The sequence below is a fragment of the bacterium genome (genome assembly GCA_024228115.1).
Taxonomy (GTDB): Bacteria; Myxococcota_A; UBA9160; order UBA9160; family UBA6930.
Map to the genome: position 1 here is coordinate 1 of JAAETT010000653.1, position 24,477 is coordinate 24,477.

At 65.7% G+C, this 24,477-nt stretch carries 19 protein-coding genes; 12 read left to right on the forward strand and 7 right to left on the reverse strand.

Features of this window, described 5'->3' with window-relative positions; all coding sequences use genetic code 11:
• Positions 1-252 precede the first annotated feature (252 nt).
• From GY937_27090 to GY937_27100, 3 genes are all read right to left on the reverse strand, one after another.
• A complete protein-coding gene (locus GY937_27090; GenBank protein ID MCP5060380.1) occupies positions 253-909 on the reverse strand; it encodes a c-type cytochrome in 657 nt (218 codons plus the stop codon).
• Between the two features lie 232 nt (positions 910-1,141).
• The gene (locus tag GY937_27095) at positions 1,142-1,576 is read right to left on the reverse strand and encodes a DUF420 domain-containing protein (protein ID MCP5060381.1); all 435 of its coding nucleotides are present in this window, start codon (positions 1,574-1,576) and stop codon (positions 1,142-1,144) included.
• 13 nt (positions 1,577-1,589) lie between these two features.
• Entirely contained in the window at positions 1,590-2,477 is an 888-nt protein-coding gene (locus GY937_27100) for a protoheme IX farnesyltransferase (GenBank protein ID MCP5060382.1), read from the reverse strand.
• Positions 2,478-2,567: 90 nt separating this feature from the next.
• On the opposite strand from GY937_27100, the gene GY937_27105 reads away from it, so the two are divergent.
• From GY937_27105 to GY937_27120, 4 genes are all read left to right on the forward strand, one after another.
• On the forward strand, positions 2,568-3,482 hold the full coding sequence (locus GY937_27105; protein MCP5060383.1) for an EamA family transporter: 915 nt from the start codon (positions 2,568-2,570) through the stop codon (positions 3,480-3,482).
• A 3-nt stretch (positions 3,483-3,485) separates the two neighbouring features.
• Positions 3,486-4,139, forward strand: coding sequence for a lysophospholipid acyltransferase family protein (locus GY937_27110; protein MCP5060384.1), 654 nt, complete (start codon positions 3,486-3,488; stop codon positions 4,137-4,139).
• Positions 4,140-4,181: 42 nt separating this feature from the next.
• A complete protein-coding gene (locus GY937_27115; GenBank protein ID MCP5060385.1) occupies positions 4,182-4,871 on the forward strand; it encodes a hypothetical protein in 690 nt (229 codons plus the stop codon).
• 101 nt (positions 4,872-4,972) lie between these two features.
• A complete protein-coding gene (locus GY937_27120) occupies positions 4,973-5,863 on the forward strand; it encodes a hypothetical protein (protein MCP5060386.1) in 891 nt (296 codons plus the stop codon).
• 40 nt (positions 5,864-5,903) lie between these two features.
• Here the strand turns inward: GY937_27120 and ptsP are convergent, their stop codons facing one another.
• A complete protein-coding gene (gene ptsP / locus GY937_27125) occupies positions 5,904-8,129 on the reverse strand; it encodes a phosphoenolpyruvate--protein phosphotransferase (protein ID MCP5060387.1) in 2,226 nt (741 codons plus the stop codon).
• A 213-nt stretch (positions 8,130-8,342) separates the two neighbouring features.
• On the reverse strand, positions 8,343-8,618 hold the full coding sequence (locus GY937_27130) for a helix-turn-helix transcriptional regulator (GenBank protein ID MCP5060388.1): 276 nt from the start codon (positions 8,616-8,618) through the stop codon (positions 8,343-8,345).
• Between the two features lie 2,069 nt (positions 8,619-10,687).
• On the opposite strand from GY937_27130, the gene GY937_27135 reads away from it, so the two are divergent.
• The 8 genes from GY937_27135 (at position 10,688) to GY937_27170 (ending at position 20,852) form a co-directional block, all read left to right on the forward strand.
• Positions 10,688-12,073, forward strand: a complete 1,386-nt coding sequence (locus GY937_27135) for an adenylyltransferase/cytidyltransferase family protein (GenBank protein ID MCP5060389.1) — start codon at positions 10,688-10,690, stop codon at positions 12,071-12,073.
• A gap of 90 nt (positions 12,074-12,163) precedes the next feature.
• Complete coding sequence (locus GY937_27140) at positions 12,164-13,138, forward strand: AAA domain-containing protein (protein MCP5060390.1); 975 nt, start codon at positions 12,164-12,166, stop codon at positions 13,136-13,138.
• Between the two features lie 3 nt (positions 13,139-13,141).
• Positions 13,142-14,152 (forward strand): DUF58 domain-containing protein, encoded by a 1,011-nt coding sequence (locus tag GY937_27145; GenBank protein MCP5060391.1) that lies wholly within the window; start codon positions 13,142-13,144, stop codon positions 14,150-14,152.
• Positions 14,149-15,117, forward strand: coding sequence for a hypothetical protein (locus tag GY937_27150; protein MCP5060392.1), 969 nt, complete (start codon positions 14,149-14,151; stop codon positions 15,115-15,117). Before GY937_27145 ends, GY937_27150 begins: the two co-directional genes overlap by 4 nt.
• Entirely contained in the window at positions 15,114-16,175 is a 1,062-nt protein-coding gene (locus GY937_27155) for a VWA domain-containing protein (protein MCP5060393.1), read from the forward strand. The genes GY937_27150 and GY937_27155 overlap by 4 nt, the downstream gene beginning before the upstream one ends.
• Before the next feature lie 34 nt (positions 16,176-16,209).
• On the forward strand, positions 16,210-17,949 hold the full coding sequence (locus tag GY937_27160) for a VWA domain-containing protein (protein MCP5060394.1): 1,740 nt from the start codon (positions 16,210-16,212) through the stop codon (positions 17,947-17,949).
• Positions 17,950-17,966: 17 nt separating this feature from the next.
• Positions 17,967-19,208, forward strand: a complete 1,242-nt coding sequence (locus GY937_27165; protein MCP5060395.1) for a protein BatD — start codon at positions 17,967-17,969, stop codon at positions 19,206-19,208.
• A gap of 33 nt (positions 19,209-19,241) precedes the next feature.
• A complete protein-coding gene (locus GY937_27170) occupies positions 19,242-20,852 on the forward strand; it encodes a fumarate hydratase (protein ID MCP5060396.1) in 1,611 nt (536 codons plus the stop codon).
• A gap of 19 nt (positions 20,853-20,871) precedes the next feature.
• Here GY937_27170 and GY937_27175 read toward each other — a convergent pair whose 3' ends face one another.
• Both GY937_27175 and GY937_27180 read right to left on the reverse strand, forming a co-directional pair.
• Complete coding sequence (locus GY937_27175) at positions 20,872-22,104, reverse strand: EAL domain-containing protein (protein MCP5060397.1); 1,233 nt, start codon at positions 22,102-22,104, stop codon at positions 20,872-20,874.
• A gap of 65 nt (positions 22,105-22,169) precedes the next feature.
• Positions 22,170-24,335 (reverse strand): acylase, encoded by a 2,166-nt coding sequence (locus GY937_27180; protein MCP5060398.1) that lies wholly within the window; start codon positions 24,333-24,335, stop codon positions 22,170-22,172.
• Positions 24,336-24,477: the final 142 nt, after the last annotated feature.

A 24,477-nucleotide genomic window follows, 5' to 3' on the forward strand; every position in this document is an offset into this window, starting at 1 on the left:
GCCGGAATTCGCGCTTCTGGCGACACGTAGCTGAACATCGCAGACTGGTCGTGATCGGTTCCGCGCATCTCTCACCCCCTGATCATGCGTGTACCAACCGATTGGCGGACCCGCACGGGGTTTTTCCGCAGCCTGCTAGAGAATGAACAGGAAGACGACTGCGATCCATGCGCCTACACCTGCCATGGTCATGAGGAAGAGACGCGTCGCGTACTCCTCTCCCGAATATTGTCTACCGGCCATCGGATCCTCTCAGTTGGAGAAGGTCTGGATATGGGCAATGACGTCCTTCATGGCCTGATCGTCCTGGAGGATCATTGCCATGCCGCGCATCACTGCACCGTCGGTATCGCGCGGGTCCGCGCCGCGGATTCCCGCCTTGAATTTCTCGAGCGATCGATAGATGTACCAGTCGGAGAGACCGGCAAGAGGTGCGCCATTGGTCTTCTCGTCGCCCTTGCCCTCGGCGCCGTGGCAGGCCGTGCAGGGGGCGTACAGATCCTTGCCGCGGGCAGGATCGCCGCCCGCCAGCGTGGCAGCCTGAGGCGCAGCCTGGAGGCCAGCGACGTAGGCAGAGACGGCCGCCACTTGCTCATCGCTCCTCAGGAACTTCGACATCGGCCGCATGCGAAGCCCTTCGGCGTCACCGACGTGGGCGCCTCGCACGCCGTCCTGGAACTTGTGAAGCTGCTTGGAGATGTACCACTCGGCCATACCCGCGATGGGAGGCGCCGCGTACAACGCGTTGCCCTGGCCCATGCTGCCATGACATTGCGCACACAAGGCGAACGAGGCCTCTCCACCGGACTCGGCCGCCAACGGCGACGCGAATGCCAGCAGGGCGACGGCCAGGGCGATTCGGGTTGCGACAGACCTGCGGAAGTTCCTGCGGCTTTCGGGCGACGCCATCCTGATCCTTGTGAGGTTTGCAACCGCGGCATTGGGCCGAGAACTGGCCACGTGAGACCTTCCCCCGAGGTCCCCGATGCGCGGCAAAGCCGCGCAAGCCTGCGCGCGAGCGTTGGAAATCGCGGCCGAGTGTCGGTGCAACGAGGCCGTTCGTCAAGCCAGAAATCCCCAAATGACCCTGTTTGGAGCATGAACGCTCCGGCTCAGTGCGAAGAGGGGCAGTCTGCCCCGATCAGACAGGTCCCGGGTTCAACGGATACAACAGGAGGAAGATCACCACGCCTGTGATCGACACGTAGACCCAGATCGGCCAGGCGATGCGCGCGAGGCGACGATGCTGGGAGAGACGTCCCCGCAAGCCCAGCGTGATCAGCGTGATGGCAAAGACCGGAACCGTCATCGCCAATACGACGTGGCTCGCAAGCAGCGCCAGATACAGGCCCTTCGCCAGGCCTTCGGCATGGAAGGTCGTGTTCTCGAAATCCTTCGCCGCCTTGTGCAGGACGTAGAGGACGAGGAACACCGCCGAGACGCCGAAGGCGGTGATCATCGCACGGCGATGCCCCTCGACATCGCCGGCCCGGATGCGCCTGCGCCCGACGACCAACAGCAGGGTCGCGGCGGCATTCAGGCTCGCGTTCACTGCCGGGAGGAAGGAGAGGTCCACGCTGGCGGCGGCCTCAGCGAACGAGCAGGTCCGCGATCATCGCGCCGAACAACAGGAACAAGTAGGCGAGGGAGGTGAAGAAGACGCGCCGCGCCGCGTCGTCGGTGCGCTCGCGGATCAACTGCACGCCCACCCAGACGAACCAGAGATTCAGCGCCACGGCCGCCACGCCATAGACGCCCCCCAGCAGGCCCAGGGGAACGGGCAACAGGGTGATCGCGACCAGCCCGAACGTGTACCAGAGCATCCGCCATCGGGTGCGTTCGGGGCCGATGGCCGCAGGCATCATCGGGATACCTGCTGCTGCGTAGTCGCTGCCGCGATACAGCGCGATCGCCCAGACGTGCGGCGGCTGCCATAGGAAGACGATCGAGAAGAGCAGCAACCCGGGAACACCGACGCTGCCGTTGACCGCTGCATCCGCGATCAACGGTGCGGCCGCCCCGGCCGCGCCTCCGATGACCGCGTTGTAGACCGAACGCGGCTTCAGCCAGATCGTGTAGACGAAGACGTAGAAGAGGATGCTGGCTACGCCGAGGAGGGCTGCGGGCAGGCCACCAGCGACGTAGAGAATCCCGGTCGAAAGCACTGCGAGGACCAGCCCGAACGCGAGCGCCGCCCCGGCCCCGAGGCTCGCCATCGGAAGCGGACGCGTGCGGGTGCGCTCCATCAACGCGTCGCGATCCCGCTCGATGTACATGTTCAGGGTGTTCGCAGCGGCGGCGGCAACCGCGATACCCAGCAGCACCACGAGGATCGTCGGCAACGCCGGCCAACCACCGGTCGCCATGCCCATCACGGGCAGGGCCGTGAAGATCACGAGCGGAAGGATCCGCGGCTTCGTGAGCGCCAGATAATTCGAAAAGCTGCTGCGCGAAGCAGGCGGGGCGGGGGCGCTCATGGAAACGGCAACTCCTTTGCGGCGGACAGGATACGAGTTCGTGGTTCGAGTCTCCAGCCGGACACCCAACCAACCGGAAAGCCCCCCGACGTGCCGAGACCCATCCCGGCGATCCAGTACCGTGGGCCGATGGATGGCCCTGAGCTCTGGATGGTGATGGCGAGCGCCCTGCTGCACGCGACGTGGAGCGCCTCGATCAAGGGCAGCAGCGATCCCGTCGCCTTCAATGTGATCCAGGGGAGCCTCACGGTGGCGGTTGGCGTGCTCCTTGCCCCGTGGATGGCACTCCCGGAACTCGGAATGCACGTCTGGCTGTTGCTGGCAGCGACGGGCGTGGCCCACGGGCTGTATTGGTACGGCCTGAGCCGCGCCCTCGGCGAGTCCGACCTCTCGCTGGCCTATCCGATCATCCGATCGACTCCTGCGTTGTTGCCCTTCATTGCGGTGCCGCTGCTGGGCGAGCAGTTGAGCCTGCTGGGCGGCCTCGGGATCGCCATCGTGGCTTCGGGGATCTGGGTGCTCCAGGGCACGGCTCCCAAGGGCCCTCGCGGCGGTCGCGGCCTGCAGCTCGCCTATTTCACCCTCGCGACCACCGTGGCCTACTCCCTGCTCGACAAGCAGACCATGGCCGAGGTATCGGCCTCTCCCTGGCACGGAGAACTCCCCAGATCACTCGTGATGTACCTGCTGATCTCCTTCACCGGGCTGTTGGGCTTCTTGCCGCTGGCCCTGCGTCGCCTGCAGCCGGGAACGCTGCGCGCCACGTGGCGCCTGCAGCGTGGCCGAGCCGCCGTCGCCGCGGCCATCGGATTGGTCGGCTACGGATTGATCCTCGAGGCCTACCGGACGGCACCCGCAAGCTACGTCGTGGCCGTGCGACAGATGTCGGTGCTGTTTGCCCTGGCCATCGCGGTGGGTCTGCTGGGCGAGCGCACCACCTGGCGCCGGCTACTCGGCGGGGTCGCTACCGTCACCGGCGTCGTGATGATCGCGCTCTGGGGGTAAGTGGTGGGCCGCTCCCGTGACACGTGGCAGTACCGTGCTCAGGTAGGGCTGCTCGCCCGGTTGGGCGCAGGCTTTCTTCGCCTGCTCGGCGCCACGTGGCGAACCCGCATCACGGGCGATTCGCCCTTCGGAGAACCGCCCTTCGTCGCCGCGATCTGGCACCAGGGCCTGCTGGCCGCCGCGATTCTCTGGAGGAACAGGGGCGTCGCCGTGCCCGTGAGCCGCAGTCGCGACGGAGACCAGATCGACGCCGTCATGCAACGCCTCGGATTCGCGGACAGCCCCCGGGGATCGACCTCCCGGGGAGCCACATCCGTCCTACGAGAGATGATCCGCCGTGTCCGGGGCGGCCAGATCGTCGCCATGCTCCCGGATGGCCCCCGCGGCCCTGCTTACGTGGCCAAGCCAGGCGTGGTCGGCCTGGCTCGGGCCGGGGGTGTCCGGCTCGTCCCCGTGGGAATCGCTGCCGCCCCGGCGATCCGCTTCGGAAGCTGGGACAGGGCCCTCCTCCCCCTGCCCTTCGCACGGGTTCACTGCCACTACGGCGAACCCTTGATCGTGCCGAAAGAAGCAAAGGGTGAGGAATTGGAGCGATTCCGCCTCACCCTCGAGCGCCAGCTCGATCGATTGAACCGGGAACTCGAAGCCGGCCTCTGAACCGGGGCCGGCGACTGGCCCGGCCTGGAGACGAATCCGCCCGTGACCCCCCACCTGCGGCTCATGACCGCCAACTTGTTCAACGGCCACGCCCGGCCCGACGCGATCGCCCAGCTCATCGAGAGGCTGGGAGTCGACGTCGCCTGCTTCCAGGAACTCGCACCGGAACAAGCCGAAGCCATCCAGGCCGTCCTTCCCTTCGGAAAGCTCGACCCCCGCACCGATCACGAGGGTGCCGGCATCGCACTGCGCCATCCCGGCCAGGTCGACCGCCTTCCGCTCCCGGACCGTGACGCTCGGGTCACCCATCTCGACCCCCGAGATTGGCCCCATCTGGATGCCCCCCTGGAGGTCGTCGGCGTCCACCTGCAGGCCCCCCACGGCAATCCCCCGCCCTGGATCACTCTTCCCCGCCGACGCGGCCAGATCGCCGGACTGGTCGACTACTTCGAAAGCGTTCCCCACGCCCATCGTGTGGTTGCAGGCGATTTCAATGCGACCCCTCTGTGGCCGGCCTATCGGCGCCTGTGCGAACACCTGACCGACGGTCCCCACGCCCTGGCCCGCAGCCGCGGCGGCCGCCCTTCCCCCACCTGGGGCCCGTCCTTTGCCGCCGGCCTGCGCCTGCTCCGCATCGACCACATCTTCACCGGTGGCGTCGAGCTGGTCGAATGCACGCTCCAACCCGTCGAAGGCTCCGACCACTCCGCCCTCATCGCCGACCTCGCCTGAGCAGGAGCGGGGACGTTCTTTCCGCTGTTTCCGTTGCTTCGCTGGCAGATCAGAAGAGCAATCAGTAGTTAGAGAGCAAGCCCGGTCCCTCGGAGCCAGCCATGCCGCGCGGACCCCGACGAGATGCACCGGGTGTCGTGCAGCACATCATGCTGCGCGGGATCGAGCGACGGCCGATCTTCCACGACCCTGTCGATTGTGAGGTATTCGCCACCAAGTTGGAGCAGCTCGTCCCCGCTCTCGGGTTTCGGTGTTTCGCATGGGCCTTCCTGCCAAACCACGTCCACTTCGCCCTGCAGACGGGCCCAACCCCGCTGGCCCGTTTGATGGCGAGGCTTGGCACGGGCTACGCGCGCTATTTCAACACGCGCCACAAGCGGGTCGGTCACCTCTTTCAGAATCGCTATCGCTCCAGGGTCGTCGATGGGGAGCCCGACCTCCAGGGCTTGGTGCTGTACATCCATCAGAACCCAGTCCGTGCGGGGCTGGTTCCCGATGTTGGAGGGTTGGAGCAATTCGCTTGGTGCGGACACGGCGCGTGTATTGGCACTCGGCCAGCGCGAGCCTTCGAGAGCCCTGAAGACACGCTGCTGCTGTTCGGAGATCGCATGGCCGAGGCTCGCCGCAACCTGGATCTGCGAATGCACACACCCACCGAACTCAGGGAAGCACCGCCCTTTCTCTCGCCTGGGCAAGTCGAAGAGCGAACGCGTCAGCGGACACCCGAGAAAGCACAAACAGATCTCAATGAACTGATCGACGAAGTCTGCGAAGAACACAGCGTGTCGCGGCTTGAGCTTGGCCGCGGCCGGAGAGCGCAACACATCGCCGTCGCACGGGCCGACCTAGCACAGAGGGCGACGAGGGATCTAGGGCTGCCGAGTCGAACCGTGGCGCGTGCCCTTGGCGTATCCGATTCGACCGTGGCCCGGGCGTTGTCACGCCATCGGGGATCGAATGTTTCGCAATCTCGGTGCTCGCGGGAGAAGTAACGGAAACAGCGGAAAGAACGTCCCCGCTCTGCGCGGTCACTTAGCTTCGTTCGATGGAACGGCGGAGCCAATCGCCGATATCGGGGTGATCCAGGAGGCCGGCGGTTTCGAGGCGGTGGGCGGCGATGGCGTGGACTTCGGCCGGGGATTCGGCTTGCAGGGCCTGGCGGGCGTCGGTGACGGCTTCGCCCATGTCGAGGGCTCGCACGATCTCCTTGACCACCGGGATCGCGCTCGCAACACCGGAAAGTTCGCCAAGGCCCATGCCGACGAGAATCGGCACCGCCAGCGGGTCGTTCGCCATCTCCCCGCAGAGCGAGATCGGGATGTCGGCCCGGCCCGCGGCGCGTACCGCCTGGTCGATCAAGCACAGCACCGCCGGGTGGAGCGAATCGTAGAGATGGGCGACCCGCTCGTTGCCGCGGTCGACGGCCAGGGTGTACTGGGTGAGATCATTCGTACCGATGCTGAAGAAATCGCACTCCCGGGCGAGCACATCGGCAGTGACCGCCGCAGCGGGCACTTCGATCATGATGCCAATCGGAACGTTCTCGTCGAATTCCACTTCCCGGTTTCGGAGCTCGTGCTTGGTTTCCTCGAGGATCTCGTGGACGCGTCTCAGCTCGCCGATCTGCGAAATCATCGGAAGCAGGATGCGCACGTTGCCGATGGCGCTCGCGCGAAGGATGGCTCGCAGCTGGGCTCGAAAGCTCTCCAGATGCGAGAGCGAAAGCCGGATCGATCGCCAGCCAAGCTGCGGGTTTTCCTCATCCTCCACCTCGAGGTTCGGAACGGCCTTGTCGCCGCCGAGATCGAGCGTGCGGATCGTCACCGGCCTTGGCGACATGGCCTCGGCCGCGCCCAGGTAGAGTTGCTGCTGCTCGTCCTCGCTGGGAAAACCGCGATGCACGAGCGCCAACAGCTCGGTACGAAACAGGCCGACACCCTCGGCCCCGTGGCGTTCGCAGAGGCGAAGATCCGAGAGCAGGCCAACGTTGGCCGTCAGGCGCACGCGGTGGCCATCCCAGGTTTCGGCGGGTCGATCCGCCACGGCATCCAGGTGCTCGAGAGCAACCTGGGCACGTTGTTGGGCGCGCTGATACTCGGTTCGAAGGCTCTCGTCGGGTGAGAGAAAGACGCGACCGGAATCGCCATCGACGATCACTTCCTCGCCGGAGCGCACCGCCTCGAGCACGCCCGCGGCACCCGTAACCGCCGGGATTTCCAACGCGCGCGCAAAGATCGCACCGTGAGACGTAGGGCCGCCGTGCTCGGAAACGATCGCCGTGACCTTCTCCGGATCGAGCAGGGCGAAATGAGCCGGCAACAGATTCGACGCCACGACGACGGAGCCCTCACGTAGCTGGGCTGCTTGATGTCGCAAACCCAGCAGGCGCGCGATCACGCGCTGGCCCACCTCCTGCACATCGCTACCGCGTTCCTGGAAGTAGGGGTCCTCGATCGAGGCGAACATCTGGGCGTACTCTTCGAGCACATGGCGCAGAGCGGCCAGGGCGCTTCCGGTACTGCGCACGCCTGCCTCGAGCTTCGCCACGAAGCCGCTGTCCTCGAGCATCTGGATGTGGGTGTTGAAGATGGCTCCGAATTCGGCACCGAAGCGATCGCCAAGATCGTTGCGCAGGCCATCGAGCTCCCGCCGCGCATCCTCGAGAGCGCCACTCAGATCGGCCCACTCGACTTCGGGATCCGGATTCGGTGCGTAATCGATGCGATCCAGATCAACCACGTCATCCAGGAAATGCACCGGACCGATGGCAATTCCGCGGGAGGTCGGGATGCCGAGGATCTCGACTCCACGCTCGGCCTCGCCTGGGCTGACGGGCGGGTGCAGGCCGGCCTCGCCGAGTTCTGCCGTAATGCGCGCGCGATCGTCGGAACTCCCTGAAACCAACGCCAACAATTGGGAGTTCATGACGACCGGCGCGAGCAACCGCGCGCAGGTGTCGAGCAGCCCGAGATCATCCTGGGTGAAAACACGTTCTTCCAGCGTCTGCACGACCAACACACCGATCGTCAGGCCCCGGTCGCCTTCGGAGCCGCGGACGATCAACGGCGCCGCAGCCAGCGATGCGTAGCGCTCCTCTCCGGTTTCGGGGAAGTAGCGATAGGCGGCGTGATCCTTCGCATCGGTGAAGGCGATCGGACGCCCTTCGCCTGCAACGTGACCCACCAGCCCTTCACCGGGCGGCAGGCGCACCCGACCGACGGCGCTGCGATCGAGACCCATCGTTGCCTGGAGCCTCATATGACGCAGATCGGTTTCGGTCAGATAGACCGAACAAACATCGGCGTCTAGCTGTTTGGCGACCAGATCGACGACGTTGTCGAGCGTTTCGCGGAGATCATGCGAGCGCGAGACGATTCCGGCGACGTCCGCCAGCAGCGTTTGCCGATCCGGAATGGTCCGCCCTCCCGATCCCCGTCATGCAGAAGGGGGAAGAGGGTACCGGACCGGGGGCTAGTGCGTGCCGAAAGGAGATCCGGTCGGGTCGAAAGGCGAGGGCGGGCGACGGTGGGCGGACGGGAAGACCTGGTCCTTGTCCTCGAAGCGCATTCCGAGGGCGAGCAGGATCTTTCGCTTCGTGTCCATCCGACAGTTCATGCCCTTCTCGACACTATGAATCGTGCGTAGAGCGACCTTGGCCTTACGCGCGAGTTGAGCCTGGGTCATCAGGCGGTTCTCCCGAAGCTCTCGAACCCGGTTGGGAAAATGTCCGCTGCTCTCGTCGTTCACTCGCCGTTCCCCGTTGGAGCCTTCGCTGGCGCAAGTCGCCCGAATGCATGGTTTTTCGTCTTCGGGCGGAATTTCTTTAGGAAAAATCAAGGCTTGGGCCGCCTTCGGGAGATCCTGGTGCGCTATGAAGACGTTTGTTTCCCAGGGGGATGGAGCGCGAAACGCATGTTTCTCGCACCCTGGTGAACCTTTTTCCCCGCGGGTGATTGGACTCGGGGTGATTGCTACCGTCCGCTCGCGGGCGGCTCCGCGCCTGATGGAGGCCGAGAGTCGCCCCTTCGGTGAGGACCTGGCTTGCGTCGCGGCCTGATCGTGGTGTTTCTCGTCGCGATCTTCGCGGCGGCGGTGGGAGTCGGATTCGTCTCCGCCTCCCGGCTGGGCCCTGTGTATCTGGAAGCCGCCCTGGAGGAGGGGCTATCCGAAGCCCTCGAGACCCAGGTCACCATCGCCAACACCCAACTGCGCCGTGGCCAGAGCTGGCCGTGGGTCCACCTCGAGATCCACCACGCGAACGGCTGGCCGGGGCCGCAGGGTCCAGGCCTCGAAGTGGCCCGGATCCACGCGGAGGTCGATCTGCTGGCCTGGTTCCTGGGGGACACGCCGGTCCACCAGCTCGTCCTCGTAGAGCCGCAGATCCGGCTGGCAGGGTCGGCGGGCGACGACTCCAGCCAGGGCGCGGGCGGCGAAGGCATCCTCGAGCAGTGGAACTCCCGCCTGTCCGAGACGGCCGAGTGGCTCCGGGAGAATCTCTGCGAGCTTCCCGACATCGACCTGTTGGGAGGGCATCTGGTCGCGACCGGGCCTTCGGCAAGCGAGCCCCTCGACATCCGCGATCTCCAGGGCGCCCTGACGTGCGGGCCCGACAACGGCCGGATCGGGTTGGCCGGAACAGGTCCGGACGGGGGGCGCTTCGAGCTGAGCCTCGACCTGAACGAAAGCCAGGTTCAGGCGGAGCTCGACCTGGTGGAGATCGAGACGGCGGCTTGGGCACCGCTCACCGCTCCCGCCCACCTTGCCGGGAAGATCCGAGGCAAGCTGATCTGGCATTCCACGCCGACGGCACCGCACGAACTGGGCATCCACTTGCGCGGGCCACACCTCGCCATCCGCGTCCAGCCCGCGAAAGGCGATGCGTGGCAGGTGGAGCTTCCCACCCCGGCGCTCCGCCTGGAGCTGAAGCTCGACGGAACCGCCCTGCGGTTGGCCCGAGGCGAATGGAACGACCACGGCATCCGCATCCACGCGGACGGCCGCCTCGGTGTGCCCCTTCGTGAGGGCTCTTCCGTGCGCCTGGCTCTGGCTGTGGAAGATCTCGCCCTGAATTCCGAGCTCCGCGCGCGGATCGCGGAACTCCCGCCGGAAGTGCGCGAGCCGGTGCAGCTGGTCTTCGAGCGCCTGGAGAGCGGCCGGATCGAACAGCTACGTGTCGAGACCGAGACCACCGTAACCGGCTGGAACGAGCTGCTCTCTGGCAAGGTGTTCGCCCGCCCTGGCGCAGTCCGCCTCGATCTCTCCCTCGCCGAGGGCACGATTCGCGTCGGCGATTCCGACCGCATGGAACATGTCAGCGCCAAGGCATCCTTCCGCGGCGACGAGTTGCACCTGCGCTCCCTGAGAGCGGATTTCCGCGGGAAGTCTCTCCCCATGATCCGGGGACGGGTCCGCGGCCTCGCTCAGATCCACTCCAGCGACGAGATTCAATGCATCCGCCCGCGCGATGTCCCCCCCCTGCCGGGCTTCGACGCGATCCGCGATTGGGTGCGTTCCCGGCGCGACAAACCGCACGCTCCTACCTGGCAAGCCGTTCGGGTCGATGCGGATTGGCTCTCCCATCCGGCTCTGCTTTGCACCCTCGAGCAGCTTGTCGCCGACATCCTCCCCACCTCCCCGCCAGCGGACCGCGGCATCCACATCGACATCCAACACGCCGTCTGGGCCGGGATGCCGGTGACGGCGCAAATCGACTTCCGCGAGGGCGTACCCGACGACTGGCATGACGGTGAAATCGATATCGATCTGCGGGTCGGCCCGCCCTTCGAACCGATGCAACCGACGGCGCCGCGAGGCATCTGGGCGCGCGGACGTTTCGACGTGCGGGCGACACAGCTCGGCGATTGGAGCATCCGCGGGGGCTCGGGAACGTTCTCGGCCCGCGGCAGCGAGCTCTCCTTGCGAGAGGTGGAAATCGAACTCGCGCCCAAGGGCGAAGTGCGCGGCAAAGCGGATCTGGAGTTCGGCCGCGAAGACCGCGTACTCTACGATGCCGGGGTCGTACTCGAGGGCATGCCGATCGACGACTTGTGGCGCGCCTCGGGGCTGGGCGCCAACGCACTCACCGGCAACTTGCACGGAGCGATCCACGTCGCCGGCGAGCTGCTCGAAGACCACCCACCGTTGACTTCCTCGCAGGGGAGTTTTGCGCTGCACGCCCGAGACGGCACGCTACACCGCAAGCTTCCACTGATGCTCGCCGTCACCCTCGCCAGCGATCGGTGGAATCCCTTCGGAAGCCGAGATCGCGTGGCCTACCAAGCCATCGATCTGAGTGGACGCATCGAATCGGGCCGCCTGCGCAGCGACGTCCTGACCGTCGCTGCTCCGACCTTCCGGATGGGCGCTTCGGTGGAGCTCGGCGTCGAGAATCCCCATCCACTCCAGGGCGTGCTAGGAATCTTTTTCTTCCCGACGCTCGATCGAATGATCGACCGGCTGCCCCTCGTCAATCGTGTACTGCTCGGCGTGAACCGGAACCTGGTGGGTGCCTACTTCACGATCCAAGGTGTGGTTGGCAAGCCGAAGGTGGGCATCATTCCCGTGAAATCGATTACGGCGGTGGGCCCGGCCAGCTTCGTGCTGGAGGATCTTCCGGGCTTCGTCTGGGGGGGGATCCAGCGCATCCAATCCGTGCTACTGCCCTCCACCAGCCGGTCGCAGCCTGCTGTAGACGAGGAAAGGAAGGACTCGTGAACCGAACGAACGCGCGCAGCAAGATCGTCACGCGAAACGACGCGCGAGCGGCAGTTCGCCGTGCCCAACGGCGCGGCGAGCGGGTGGTGTTCACCAGCGGTTGTTTCGATCTCCTTCATGTCGGCCACGTGAGAAGCCTGGAGCAGGCACGCAGCTTCGGCGACCGACTGGTGGTGGCCATCAACAGCGATACCTCCGTGCGCCGCTTCAAGGGCCCAGAGCGCCCGATCGTACCCGCCCGCCAACGGGCCGAAGTACTGGCGGCTCTCGAATGCGTCGATTGGGTGATGGTGTTCGGAGGAGCCACGCCCCGCGCCACGCTGGCCGCCCTCTCGCCCGACGTCTTCGCCAAGGGCGGAGATTGGCCGCTGGCCGTCCTCGAGGCCCAGGATCTACCCCCTGGCTTCCAGGGCGAAGTGCGGCGCCTTCGGCAGATCGCCGGCGCGCGAACGACCGCGATCGTCGAGCGAATAAAGCGGAAACGGTAAGCCAAGCCCAGGCGTCATATCATCGAGACACGGATTCGCCTGTCAGCCTCGAACCCGAACCAGGATGAGCCGTTGAACGCACACGACGCGATGGATGGTGCCGAACTGGTCATCAAGGCCCTGCGCGAGGAGATCGCTCGGGTGCTGGTCGGCCAGGAGGGGTTGGTCGAGGGTCTCCTGATCGGATTGCTCTCCGGAGGCCACGTGTTGGTCGAAGGCGTACCCGGGCTGGCCAAGACGACGGCGGTTCGCACCCTGGCTCAGGTCCTCGGCCTGGGTTTTCGTCGCATCCAATTCACCCCGGACCTCCTGCCCAGCGATCTCGTGGGTACACCGATCTTCGTCCCGGATGGGCAACGCTTCGAGGTGCGCAAAGGCCCTGTCTTTTCGCCAGTCGTCCTCGCCGACGAGATCAATCGCGCGCCTGCCAAGGTTCAATCCGCGTTGCTCGAAGCCATGGAAGAGCGCCAGGTAACGATCGGAGATCAGACGTTTCCGCTGCCGGATCCCTTCCTGGTGATGGCCACCCAGAACCCCATCGATCTGGAGGGAACCTATGCCCTGCCCGAGGCGCAGGTCGACCGCTTCCTGCTGAAGCTCCGCGTGCACTACCCGAATGCGGCCGAGGAGCGCGAGATCGTCGCCCGCGATGGCGCCGGCACGCCGGAGGTGCGCGCAGTCGCCAACCCGGATCAAATTCTGGGGTTGCGCGCTGCGGCCGAACAGGTGCATGCCGCCGACCCGGTCATCGACTACGCGGTGCGGCTCGTGCGTGCGACGCGGGAGCCGGATCTTGCGGGGGCCAACCTCGAAATTCCCGAGAAGCGTCCGGCAAGCGGTGCAGTGGCCGTTGGTGCCTCACCCCGGGCATCGATCTTCTTGAGTCGCGCCGCCCGTGCCCGCGCCCTGCTCGAGGGCCGTCGTTATGTCACACCCCATGACGTGAAGCGGGTAGCACCGGATGTCCTGCGGCACCGATTGATCCTCTCCTACGAGGCCGAGGCCGATGGCATCGATGTGGAAGAGGTGCTCCGGGCTCTGCTGGCAGCCGTGGAAACCCCCTGAGCCGTGGCCCTTCTGCGCCCTCGCTCGCAGCCGGCCATCCTGCATGCCGAGGGCCGCCAGTCAGGATCGATCCCTGCATGGGGCGAGGAGTCGGGCGAACTCTCGCGCGCAGCGCGAATTCTTCTCGTACGCAGCCAACGCGAAGTCACGGGCGCGTTCGTCGGCGGCTACCAGAGCGCCTTTCGCGGCGTCGGTATCGAGTTCGAGGAATCGCGCCCCTATGTCCCAGGAGACGATGTGCGCTTCCTGGACGCCAGCGTCATGGCCCGCACGGGCATGCCCTACGTGAAGCGCTTCCGCGAGGAACGCGACCAGACCGCCCATCTCGTCGTCGATGTATCGGGGTCGATGGCCTTCGGCAGCACCGGCCGAACGAAAGGCGCAGTGGCCGCGCAAACGGCAGCACTCCTCTCCGTGGCTGCGCTTCGGGCCGGCGATCGTGTCGGCTTGTGGACGTTCGACTCCGGGGTTCGCGACGAACTCCCGCCCGCGCGAGGTGGCCGTCAGGCGCGCCAGATCCTGGAGCGACTCATAGCGGCTCCCGGTGGGCTGGGTGGGCCGACGGGGCTGGCCGATTCCCTTGCGCGGGTACGCAGCGCCGCCCGCAAACGCGGACTGGTCTTCGTGCTGTCGGATTTCCGTGACGAACGATTCTTCGCCCCCGCCGAAGCTGGCAAGCCACCGCCTCGAACGGAATGGATCGCCCTCGCCCGACGACACGATCTGATTGCAATCCTGATCCACGACCCACGCGAAGACAACCTGCCGAACGCCGGCACGATCCGAATCGCCGACCCGGAACGACCGGGCCGCACCCGCCTTCTACGCTCGGGCCGCCGGGCGGTTCGTGAGCGCTACCGCGAGGCCAGCGAGGTTCGCCGCCGGGCCCTCGTGCGCCGGCTGCGGAACGACGGTGCTTCCGTCTTGACCCTGCGTGCGGACCAGATTCCGCTGCGCGGCCTGGTGCGTTTCTTTTCAGAGCGCAGCGCGACACGGAAACGAGGACGCAGATGACGAAGCTGGCCGCCGCCGGACTGATCATTGTGCTGTTCTTGCTCGCCTGCAGCGAAACGCCGCCGCCCGATCGCCCCCTGGCGCTGGTCACGCCGGCAGCGACATTGATCCTCGAACCCCCTCGCCTCGAGATCGGCGAAACGGCGACGCTCGAGGTGGCAATCGCCGTGCAGCCTGGAACACGGGTCGGCCCGGTGCCTTCACCGGATGAGATTCCGGGCGTCTGGATCCTCGGCATCGACGGGCCCAGCATGTCGAGCACGCCTCTGCGCGACATTCACCACACCCGTTTCCGGATCCGCGCCCGGGAGGTCGGCAGCTTCACCTGGCCAGCGAGCGATGTGCAGATCGTACGGCCAGACGGCAAGAAACGAAGACTCGAGATCCCGGCCCGGTCCTTTCGAGTCCGTTCGGTCGTGCGCGACGTCCCCGGCCAGCTGACCTTCTTCTCCTACCGGGATTCTCCGCTTCTCGGCGAGCGCGGCGAAGCCAGCGGAGTCGTCCTGCCCGCTTTGGTGGGAGCCGCTCTCGCCCTCGCCGGAGTCGGCTTGTTCGCGCTGGTGCGCCGTGCGCGAGCCGTACCGCAAGGGTCGGAACTGGAGGCTGGAACCGAACAGGCTCCCTGGCGCGCCACTCAAGCGGCGCTCGCTGCTGCAAGTGAAATTGCCGAGAGTGATCTGCCTCGTGCGGCCGACATGGCTTCGGCGGCCCTGCGCGTATTCGTGGACCAGCGTTTCCGAACCAATACGACGCGCGCCACCAGTGAAGAGCTGCGCGGATGTAAACGTCCTTTCCTGTTGACGACTCGCTGGGACAAGCTCCTCGATCTCCTCGAGCGGCTCGATGGGCTTCGCTTCCCGCCCCGACCCAGCGACCTGGAGGTCGGCGTTCAGGCTCTGCGCGAGCTGATCGGGGAAGTCCAGGCATTTGTCGCCGATGCCGTTCCGCGCGGCAACACCCGTTGAGCGATCTCATCGCTGCGGGCATCCGGGCCGTCACCGGCTGGCCCGTAGTCGGTTTTGCGGAGCCCATCTGGCTCTGGCTCCTGCCCGTTTCGTGGCTCTGGCTGATCGCCATTCGCTGGTTCGTTGAGCATCCGGCACTCGGCTGGCCGGCCTGGTCCGAAGCGAGCGCCGCCGGCGCGCGTTCGTTCGACCCGTTGGGCGCCGGCCTGGGCGTGCTTCGGATCTTGATCGTCAGCCTCGTCGGCCTCGTGTTGGCGCAGCCGATGGGATCGGAGCAAGAGGTCAAGCTGCATCACGACGGCCTCGATTTGATCCTTGCCCTCGATTCGTCGGGCAGCATGCGCGCACTCGATGCCGAAGGAAACGAGAACCCTCGAACCCGTCTGAGCCTGGCCAAGGAAGTGGTCGCGCGCTTTGCGGCCGAACGTGTGGCCGAGGGAGACCGGGTCGGTCTGATCGTGTTCGGAGATCGCGCGTTCACCCAGAGCCCCCTGTCGTCCGATGGCGCACTCGTCGCTGCCGCCTTGGAGCGGGTCGAGGCGGGAATGGCCGGCGAATCCACGGCGTTGGGCGATGCCCTTGGCCTCGCCGTCAAGCGTGTCGGGCCCCGACGCTCTCCGGGAGACCCACTCGCCGGTCGTGTCATCGTCTTGCTGACCGATGGACGCTCGAATGCGGGCAACATCCCTCCCGAGGTTGCGGGGGCCATTGCCAAAGCCCGAGGCGTCCGCGTGCATACCGTGGGTATCGGCGGGCAGGGCCAGGTGGCGATGGCCAGTCCGCACGGTGGCCGACGACTCGAACTCGAACGTCACGATCTCGATCCGGAAACCCTGCAACGAATCGCCGAAAATACGGGCGGCCGCTACTTCGGCGCGCGCAGCTCGTCGGACCTTGCTGATGTGTACGCGGAGATCGACCGGCTGGAACGCGTCGAGCGTGAGGCCGCACCGCGGCGCCTTGGCGCTCCGCTGCCGGAGCCCTTCCTGGCCTGTGCCGGGAGCTTGCTGCTCATCCAACTCGTCGTGACGCGCGTGCTCGCCAGGCGCCTGCCGTGATCGTCGTGGCCCGGGAACTCGCCAGGCGCCTGCCGTGACCGACCTCGAAACCCTCGCCCATCCCGAATGGTCGCTGCCGTTGGGCCTGATCGTCGCTGCCTGCGCGGTGGCTCTCGGCTGGGCCTTCTTCCGAGGTGAACGCGCGCTCCTGCGATGGGTCGGCACGGCGCCAGGGCGCCGGGACCGCTTGCTGCGCGACGTCTTGCTTCTGATGGCCATCGCTGCGCTGGCCATCGCCCTGATCGGGCCGCGCTTCGGCACCCGCGAACTTCGAATTCCCGCCACGGGTCTCGACCTGGTGATGCTCATGGATGTGTCGCGCAGCATGACTTCGGGAGACAACCCTCCGAGCCGGATGGCCCGGTCGCGGCAAATTGCCACCGGCGTGTTGGAGCGCCTTGGCGAAGGAGACCGCGCAGCCCTGGCCATCTTCGCAGGCCAGGGTGAACTCGTGACTCCCTTCACCTCGGACAAGAGCGCTCTCGCCGAGATGCTCCCCGCCCTCGATCCGACGCTGTTCTCGGACGCCAGCTCCAATGGCAAAGCGGGCGTGCGTGCCGCCCTGCCCGCTTTCTCTACATCCGGCCCGCGCCCGCGCCTGTTGCTCGTGTTGAGCGACGGCGAGATCGGACGCCTGCCGGGAGTTCTCGCCTCGGAGGTCGCCCAGGCCGACGCGCGTGTGGTGGCGGTCCTGCTCGGTACGGAGACTGGCGGGCCGATCCCCGACCGGGGCCGACCGCTCCGAGGCGCCAAGGGCAAACCGGTCCACACCCGGCGTGTGCTCTCCGATCTCGCGCCCCTCATCGAGGCGAGCGGCGGTCGGCTCTTCCTGGCCGATGGCTGGGGCGAGGTCGACCTTCCCGCACTCGTCGCCGAGATCCGCCGCGATGCCATCCCAACCGCCGAGGGCACGCTACTCCGACGCGTGCCGATCACCTGGGTTGCCCCACCGGCATTCCTCGTCTGGCTCCTACTCCTCCTCGAAGCGTGGCCGGGCACGTTTCGCACGAAACGAGCCGCCGTGGAACCGATGGCCCGGTTCCCCGGTCGACGCTGGGCGAGCTTGGCGCGGGCTCTTCCGTGGCTCGTGCTGGCAACATTCCTGCCCGGTGCGGCGGAGCCCCAACCAGATCCGCGGCCTGTCCTCGAAGCGCAGATCCGTGCGGCCGGCGCAGACAGCCGGGTGCTCGTGGCGCTCGGCATCGCCCGGGCCCGCGCTGGCGAGATCGCCGAGGCCGAGCATGCCTTCCGTGCCGCTGCGCTCCGCGGTGGCGACTCGCGAACGGCTGCGCTCGCCTGGTACGACCTTGGCGTGCTCGCCCTCGAGGGCGGCCGGCTGGAGGAGGCCCGGCACGCCTTCTTCGAATCCCTTGCACTCGATGCCGGAAGCCACAAGGCAAAATTCAACCTGGAGTGGACCCTGACGGCGCTGCGGAAGGAGGAGCAGGTGCCTCCCGAGAACCAACCCCACGAGACCGACCCTACGAGCCCGCCCGAGGCAGAAGAAGCCCAGGACACTGATGACGGTGACGAGGCGCAACCGGATGAGGCTCGCGAGGAGAGAGCGGCCAGAACTCCCGAAGAGACAAGGCCCCCTGAGAACTCGCCGCAAGAGCCCGTCAGCCGACGGAGCCGCGACGAGCCGCAGCCTCCCAGCATGGATCAGGCCGAAGCCGAACGCTGGCTCGATGCACAAGAGGACGATGTACGAGCCGCACTCGATGCGCAGCTCGGCTCATCAGGCGGACCTTGGGTCGGGGGATCGCGTTGGTAGGCCTGCGCTGTGCAGGAGTGATCCTGCTAACGCTGCTGCTTCGAACATCCGGAGCTGCGGAGGTTCCTTGTCAGGCGACCGTAAGCGTGGTGCCGGACGAGGCCTTCGTCGGCCAGCAGGTTCTCTACATCCTGCAGATCGAGCAGCGACGCGATGTCACACGGGTTCGATTCCAGCCACCGCTCTCGTTTCCAACGATGCGTAGCGAATGGCTCCCTACAGTGCGGCTGCCGGACCCGGGCGAGGGCACTCGCGCCATGCAGGAACGTCGGGCCCTGCATCCGGGACACGCCGGAGAACTCCGGGTACCCGAAGCGGGCCTGCTCTGCGAAACACCCACCGGGAGCCATCCCGTGCGCGTCCCCGGGGTCGCCCTGCGCATCCGACCGGTGCCCGTAGCTGCCCGCCCCGACAATTGGAACGGCCTGGTCGGGCCAGTGTCACTCCAGTGGAGCCTCGTACCCGACCATGTGGCGCTTGGAGAAACGGCGCGGCTCAGCGTTCGCATCGAAGGGCCGGGCACCGTCTGGCGGGTTGATCCTGCCGTCGAGAGGATGCTGGCTCCCGGCAACGCGGACGTCTTCGTCCTCGACGCTGACGAACAGCGCGACAAGGGGCGAGATCTCTCGATCCGCACCTATCGACGCTACGACGTGGTGCCACGCCGAATCGGTGAGATCATCTTTCCCGGACTTCGGGTCGCGAGCTTCGATCCGGCCAGTGAACGTTTCGATGAACACGTTCTTCCGGATCTGACTCTCCAGGTTTCCGCACCCACACACTCCACAGGTACGTCCGAACCCGGACGAGAGACGCGGCCGGTGGCGGGGGAGCCTGCGACACCCCGCGAAAGCGCATCCTCCCGGCAGATCTCGGGCTTCCTGCTGGGAGGGTTCGCCCTGGCCGCCCTTCTGGTGAGTGGCGTCTTGTTGTTCCGCAGGCGAGTTGCCAGGCGGCCGGAGCCGAAGGAAATCGCTGGGCATCTTCTCACAGAGGCCACGACGTGCCTCGACCGTGGCGAACCGGCCCTTGCCGCCACAACCTTGGCGGAATGCCTGGCAACCTTGACGAGGCACACCGCTGACGTGGACGATCCCTTCGCTGCGGACGCCGCGTCCTCGGCTTCTCGAGAGCTCGCACTCCTGGCCGGGCGCCTGGATCGCGCTCGTTTCTCCGGATCTGCCGACGAGCCGGAGCTGCGTGCAATCGCGACCGAACTCGGCGCACGATTCGTGACCGACCGAACCAGCGACTGCTAACCTTCCCGCTCCTGCAACGCGACCGGAGCTGCCATGACCGATTTTCACTTCCAGGAACTCTTCGAGCTCAGTGACGACGGAACCGAGTACCGCAAGCTCACCGACGAACACGTGAGCACCTTGAAGGTCGATGGCCGCGAGGTCCTGAAGATCGAGCCCGAAGCCCTGCGTCTCCTGGCGGGCGAAGCAATACGCGATGTCTCTCATCTCTTGCGAACCGCTCACCTGAAACAGCTCAGTGCGATCTTCGATGATCCGGAAGCTTCCGAGAACGATCGCTTCGTCGCCTTGGAGTTGTTGAAGAACGCCAACGTCGCCGCAGGAATGGTGCTGCCCTCTTGCCAGGATACGGGCACCGCGATCGTGATGGGCAAGAAGGGTCAGGACGTCTTCACCGGCGCGAACGACGAGCAAGCGCTTTCCCACGGCATCTACGACACGTTCGCCAACACCAACCTGCGCTTCTCACAGATGGCTCCGCTTTCCATGTACGACGAGAAGAACACGGGCACGAACCTGCCCGCGCAGATCGAGCTGTATGCCACTCCAGGCAACGAATACAGCTTCCTGTTCATCACGAAGGGCGGCGGCTCGGCCAACAAGAGCTACCTCTACCAACAGACACGAGCCCTGCTCAACCCGGAGTCCCTGCTCGCCTTCGTCGACGAGAAGATCCGAACCCTCGGCACCGCGGCGTGCCCTCCCTACCACCTGGCGATCGTGATCGGCGGCACCTCGGCGGAGCACACCCTGAAGACGGTGAAGCTCGCGAGCACGAAATACCTCGATACGCTGCCGACCACTGGAAACGAGTACGGCCGGGCCTTCCGCGATCTGGAGCTCGAGGCCCGGGTGCTGGAACTCTCCCAGAAGACGGGCATCGGCGCCCAGTTCGGCGGAAAGTACTTCTGTCACGACGTGCGTGTCATTCGCCTGCCCCGGCACGGCGCGTCCTGCCCGGTGGCGATCGGCGTGTCCTGTTCGGCGGATCGGCAGATCAAGGCCAAGATCACCAGAGAGGGCGTGTTCCTCGAGAAGCTCGAGACGAATCCCGCTCAGTTCATGCCGGATGTCTCGGATCAGGACCTGCCCGGCGAGGTGATCGCCGTGGGTCTGACCCGGCCCATGGACGAGATCCGAGCGACGCTGACCCAGCACCCGATCAAGACGCGCCTGTCCCTCACGGGCACACTCGTCGTCGCCCGCGACATCGCTCACGCGAAGCTGAAAGAGCGCATCGATCGGGGCGAAGGGCTGCCCCAGTATTTCAAGGACCATATGGTCTACTACGCCGGGCCGGCCAAGACGCCGGAAGGCCACGCCTCCGGCTCGTTCGGCCCGACGACCGCCGGAAGGATGGATTCCTATGTCGGACTCTTCATGGAGCACGGCGGCAGCATGATCAGCCTGGCCAAGGGAAACCGCTCCAAGCAGGTGACCGAGGCCTGCAAGGAGCATGGAGGGTTCTACCTCGGCTCGATTGGCGGCCCTGCCGCAATCCTCGCACAGGATTGCATCAAGCACGTCGAGGTGCTCGAGTATCCAGAGCTCGGCATGGAGGCGGTCTGGAAGATCGAAGTCGAGAATTTCCCGGCCTTCATCGTGGTCGACGACAAAGGCAACGATTTCTTCGCCGATATCTGACCGCGGGAGCGGAGAGGGCCTACGAGATCTCTCCGGCCAACTCATGGACCCAGGCGTAGGCGGCGACTTCGTCGGCCTGGAATTCGTCCGCCGGGATTCCGAGATCGGCCAGTGCTTCTTCGACCCGCGCGAACTCACCCCGCTCGAAGGCCTCGGCCGTGAACAGGAGTTGCCCGAGCTGGCCCGAGTGGGTGAGAAGCGCCGCCTCGGATTCGGAATCCAGACACAGCTCCTGGATGACTTCCTGCTTCGGATGGCCCAACAACGCGTCGATCGAGGCGAGAATTCCGACCAGGAATGCACGCTCGCACCACGCCTGGTCCACGTCCATGTGGCGAGCCGCAAGCTCGAGCAGACGGCCACGCTTGGCGGCGGTGACGAGCAGTGGATCACGAAAGCCGCCGGGGCTGTTCTCGGCGAAGAGCAGCACGGCGAGCCAGCGCTGCAATTGACGACGGCCAAGGAAGACGAGCGCATCTTCGACCCGCGCCATCCGTTGGGCGCGCGCCATGGCGGGTGAGTTGGCGATGCGAAGCAGGCCTACGCTCAGGCTCGGATGAGGCTTCAAGCCTTCGACCACGCATTGCGTGTCCTCGTCGCGCTGCAGGCGTCCCATGAGATCCAACAACGCCGCCTGGCCTGGCTCCATCGAACGGTCTGTCAAGGTCTCCGGATAGGCGAAGTAGAAACCCTGGAAATACTCGAAACCAAGGGCATGACAGCGCTCGAACTCCGCGCGGGTCGAAACCTTCTCAGCGAGGAGCTTGGCGTCGGTGGAGCGCAGTTGACGAACGAGACGCTTCAACTTCTTCGGGTCGGTCTCCAGTAAGTCGACCTTCACCCAATCCACGAGCGCGAGCATCTCCTCACGCGGATCTCCTGGCACGTAGTCGTCGAGGGCGAGGGAGAAACCTTCCTTGCGCAGCGCCTCACACGCGGCCATGGCGGAACCATCCGGAACGATGTCCTCGAGGATCTCGATGACCACGCGATCCGTTGGAAGCACGGCCATGGCGCCACTCTCGAGTACGGCCCGCGTGACGTTGAAGAAGCCGAGCGCCTGGCCCAACACCTTGTTGGGTCCCATGTGCATGAAGGTGTCCACCACCACGCTCGCCGCCGCCTGGCTCTGATCGCTGAAATCCGCACGAGCACTCTCCGCCGAGGATCGGAAGAGCAACTCGTAGGCGACGATCTGCTCGTTTCGATCGACGATCGGCTGGCGGCCAAGAAACAGGTTGGGATTGGTCATCCCGAGGTCTATCGACCTGCGGAGTCCGTCATGAAATCGGGCGGAAACCGGAGGCGACCCGGGTCTTACCCGGACTCGCCGGGCCGATAGTCGCGGGTCGCCGTAGGGAGAAGCTCCTCCAGGGTCCAGAGCACCTTCTTCGTGCCCTCGCTCAGGAAGAGCGGCACCTGGTCGGCAAAATGAGGCGAGGCGCGATCGAGTGTGGCGCTCCCATATTGATGAACGGTCTCGACCCGCTGCTTCCCTTCAGCATCCCATTCGACGAACATCACGAGAGAATCTCCCGACTTGACCGAGTAGGTACCGTCCTCGTCCAGCACGAAGGCCTCCAACGCTCGCAAGACATCCGGCCCTCCGTCAGCAGGCAGTTCCAGATCGCCGCGATGGAAACGGTTGACTTCACCCCATGTCGGGTCGAGGCGGCCGTGGTGTTGGCGGAGTACGGCCACGGCATCGCGAAACGTATCGAGCGGATCCAGCGGCGGTTCTTCCTTCATCATGGCAACGACCACCGGCGTCAGACTGATGATGGCAATGGGAGCGGTGCGGCTCGCCGCCGTTGCGGTGAAATCCCAGGCCGCCAGGAGTTCCCGCGCCTCCGCGTAGTCCGGATCGTCTCCGAGAGTTTCCGGATCAGCCGCCAGGATGGTTGCAACGATCTCCCGAGCGGCGCTCTTCGCGGAATAGCGTTTGTCGAATTTGTAGGCGCGGAACTCCTCGGCCGTGATCGAATCGTCGCCGCCGTAGAGTTCGAGAGCGCGTAGCGCCCGATTCGTCATGCGTCGTTCGATGCCGAAGCTCTCCGGGTAGTTCTCCCGCTTCAGGTTTTCCTCGCCGACGGTCGCATGGAAGGGATCGCTATTGGCGTTGGTGACAACCTGGGAGGACGGGTTCATCAACTGCGGCGCTTCGTCGTAGGTATGGTACTCCGTCCAGACCAGATCGGACCGATCGCCCGGCAGGTAACCCTTCCAATCCCAACCTTCGCGCCGTTTGGGAAAACGGGCGTTGTAGACGTAGCCCATGTTGCCCACTTCATCGGCGTAGACGAAGTTGATCGAGGGCAAAGCCTGCATCCGCATCGCATCCCGCCACTCGTCGACGCTGCGGGCCTTGTTCATACGCATGTACTGTTCCACCCCACGAATCTCGCCCATGCCCACGAAACGAATGCCGTAGGTGCCGTGAGGGCGGCGCAGGACTGGGCCATGCATGCTCTTCAGCAACTCGCGGGTAACCGTCCAGCGCAACCGACCGAGCAGCTTCACGGCGAACGAGGCCTCGCCCTGTTCGAAGGCTCGCCATTCTCCATCGAGCCGATAGCGGTTCTGGTCATCTGGATCGACATCCAGCACATAGACATCGGCGAGGTCCGGTTGATTGACGGTGCTGGCCCAGGCGAGATGGCGATTGGCTCCGTGAAGCATCACGGGGCCGCCCGGGAAGACGCCCCCCGCTACGTCCCAGCCTTCCTCGCTATGCAGCCGCACTTCGTACCAGGCGACGGGGCCGGTGTAGGGCTGATGCGAATTGATGAGCAAGCGAGTCGCACCATCGGCCGAGCGGCCAGGGCCCACCGCCACCGCGTTCGATCCGAGGATCGGCTGCGGCACATCCGTGAGATGAAAGGCGTTCTCCGTCGGCGATAGCGCCAGATCGCGTTGCCGATCTTCTTCGAAGAGCTCGAGCATCACCTGTTGGAAGCCGTAGAAGAGTGGCGTCTTGAAGGCGAAGCCGGCGACGATATCGCGGCCGGAGAACGGAATGGCACCCGGCAGTACGGCCTCCGGGTGAAGAGCCGCGTAGTGGTTCACACCAACTGCGTAGGCCTCCGCGATGGCGCGGGTCTCCGCCGAGATCTCGCTTTCATAGCCGGCGTCGACCGCATCCCACACGCCCATCCACTGCACCATGAAGTCGATCGGTGCAGCATCGATGCCCTCGACCGCAGAGAGCCGACCGCGCGTCGCCAGACCGACCTTCTGGATCGTCAGGAAGTCATCTTCGGCGTGGGCGAAAGCGAGGCCATAGGCCACGTCGGCATCCCGTTTGCCGTAGATATGCGGGACGCCGTACGCGTCGCGGATGATGCGCACCTCATAGGCTTCCGCCGCCGCGAGGTACGCCTCGGGATCGAGCTCGAGATCTTCGGGCATGACCGCCCAGAAGGCGACGACCCCGAACCCGAGGAACAAGAGAAGGAAGAAGACTGCCACGGCGCGCTCGATCAAACGTTCACCTCAGGGATGGAACGCAGAGCAATCTACCAGAAACGAGCCCGGTGCATTCATGCTGGCCGACTGGGAGTCATCGTTGGCGAAACGGGCCATCGGGAAGGAAGCGGGCGGTATTGGCGGAGATCGGCGAGGACAG

Bases quoted from the DNA above. Each gene is read 5' to 3' on its own strand.
- GY937_27090 (MCP5060380.1), bottom strand. From the start codon at position 909: ATGGCGTCGCCCGAAAGCCGCAGGAACTTCCGCAGGTCTGTCGCAACC.
- GY937_27170 (MCP5060396.1), top strand. From the start codon at position 19,242: ATGACCGATTTTCACTTCCAGGAACTCTTCGAGCTCAGTGACGACGGA.
- GY937_27100 (MCP5060382.1), bottom strand. From the start codon at position 2,477: ATGAGCGCCCCCGCCCCGCCTGCTTCGCGCAGCAGCTTTTCGAATTAT.
- ptsP (MCP5060387.1), bottom strand. From the start codon at position 8,129: ATGAGGCTCCAGGCAACGATGGGTCTCGATCGCAGCGCCGTCGGTCGG.
- GY937_27120 (MCP5060386.1), top strand. From the start codon at position 4,973: ATGCCGCGCGGACCCCGACGAGATGCACCGGGTGTCGTGCAGCACATC.
- GY937_27175 (MCP5060397.1), bottom strand. From the start codon at position 22,104: ATGACCAATCCCAACCTGTTTCTTGGCCGCCAGCCGATCGTCGATCGA.
- GY937_27150 (MCP5060392.1), top strand. From the start codon at position 14,149: ATGACGAAGCTGGCCGCCGCCGGACTGATCATTGTGCTGTTCTTGCTC.
- GY937_27140 (MCP5060390.1), top strand. From the start codon at position 12,164: ATGGATGGTGCCGAACTGGTCATCAAGGCCCTGCGCGAGGAGATCGCT.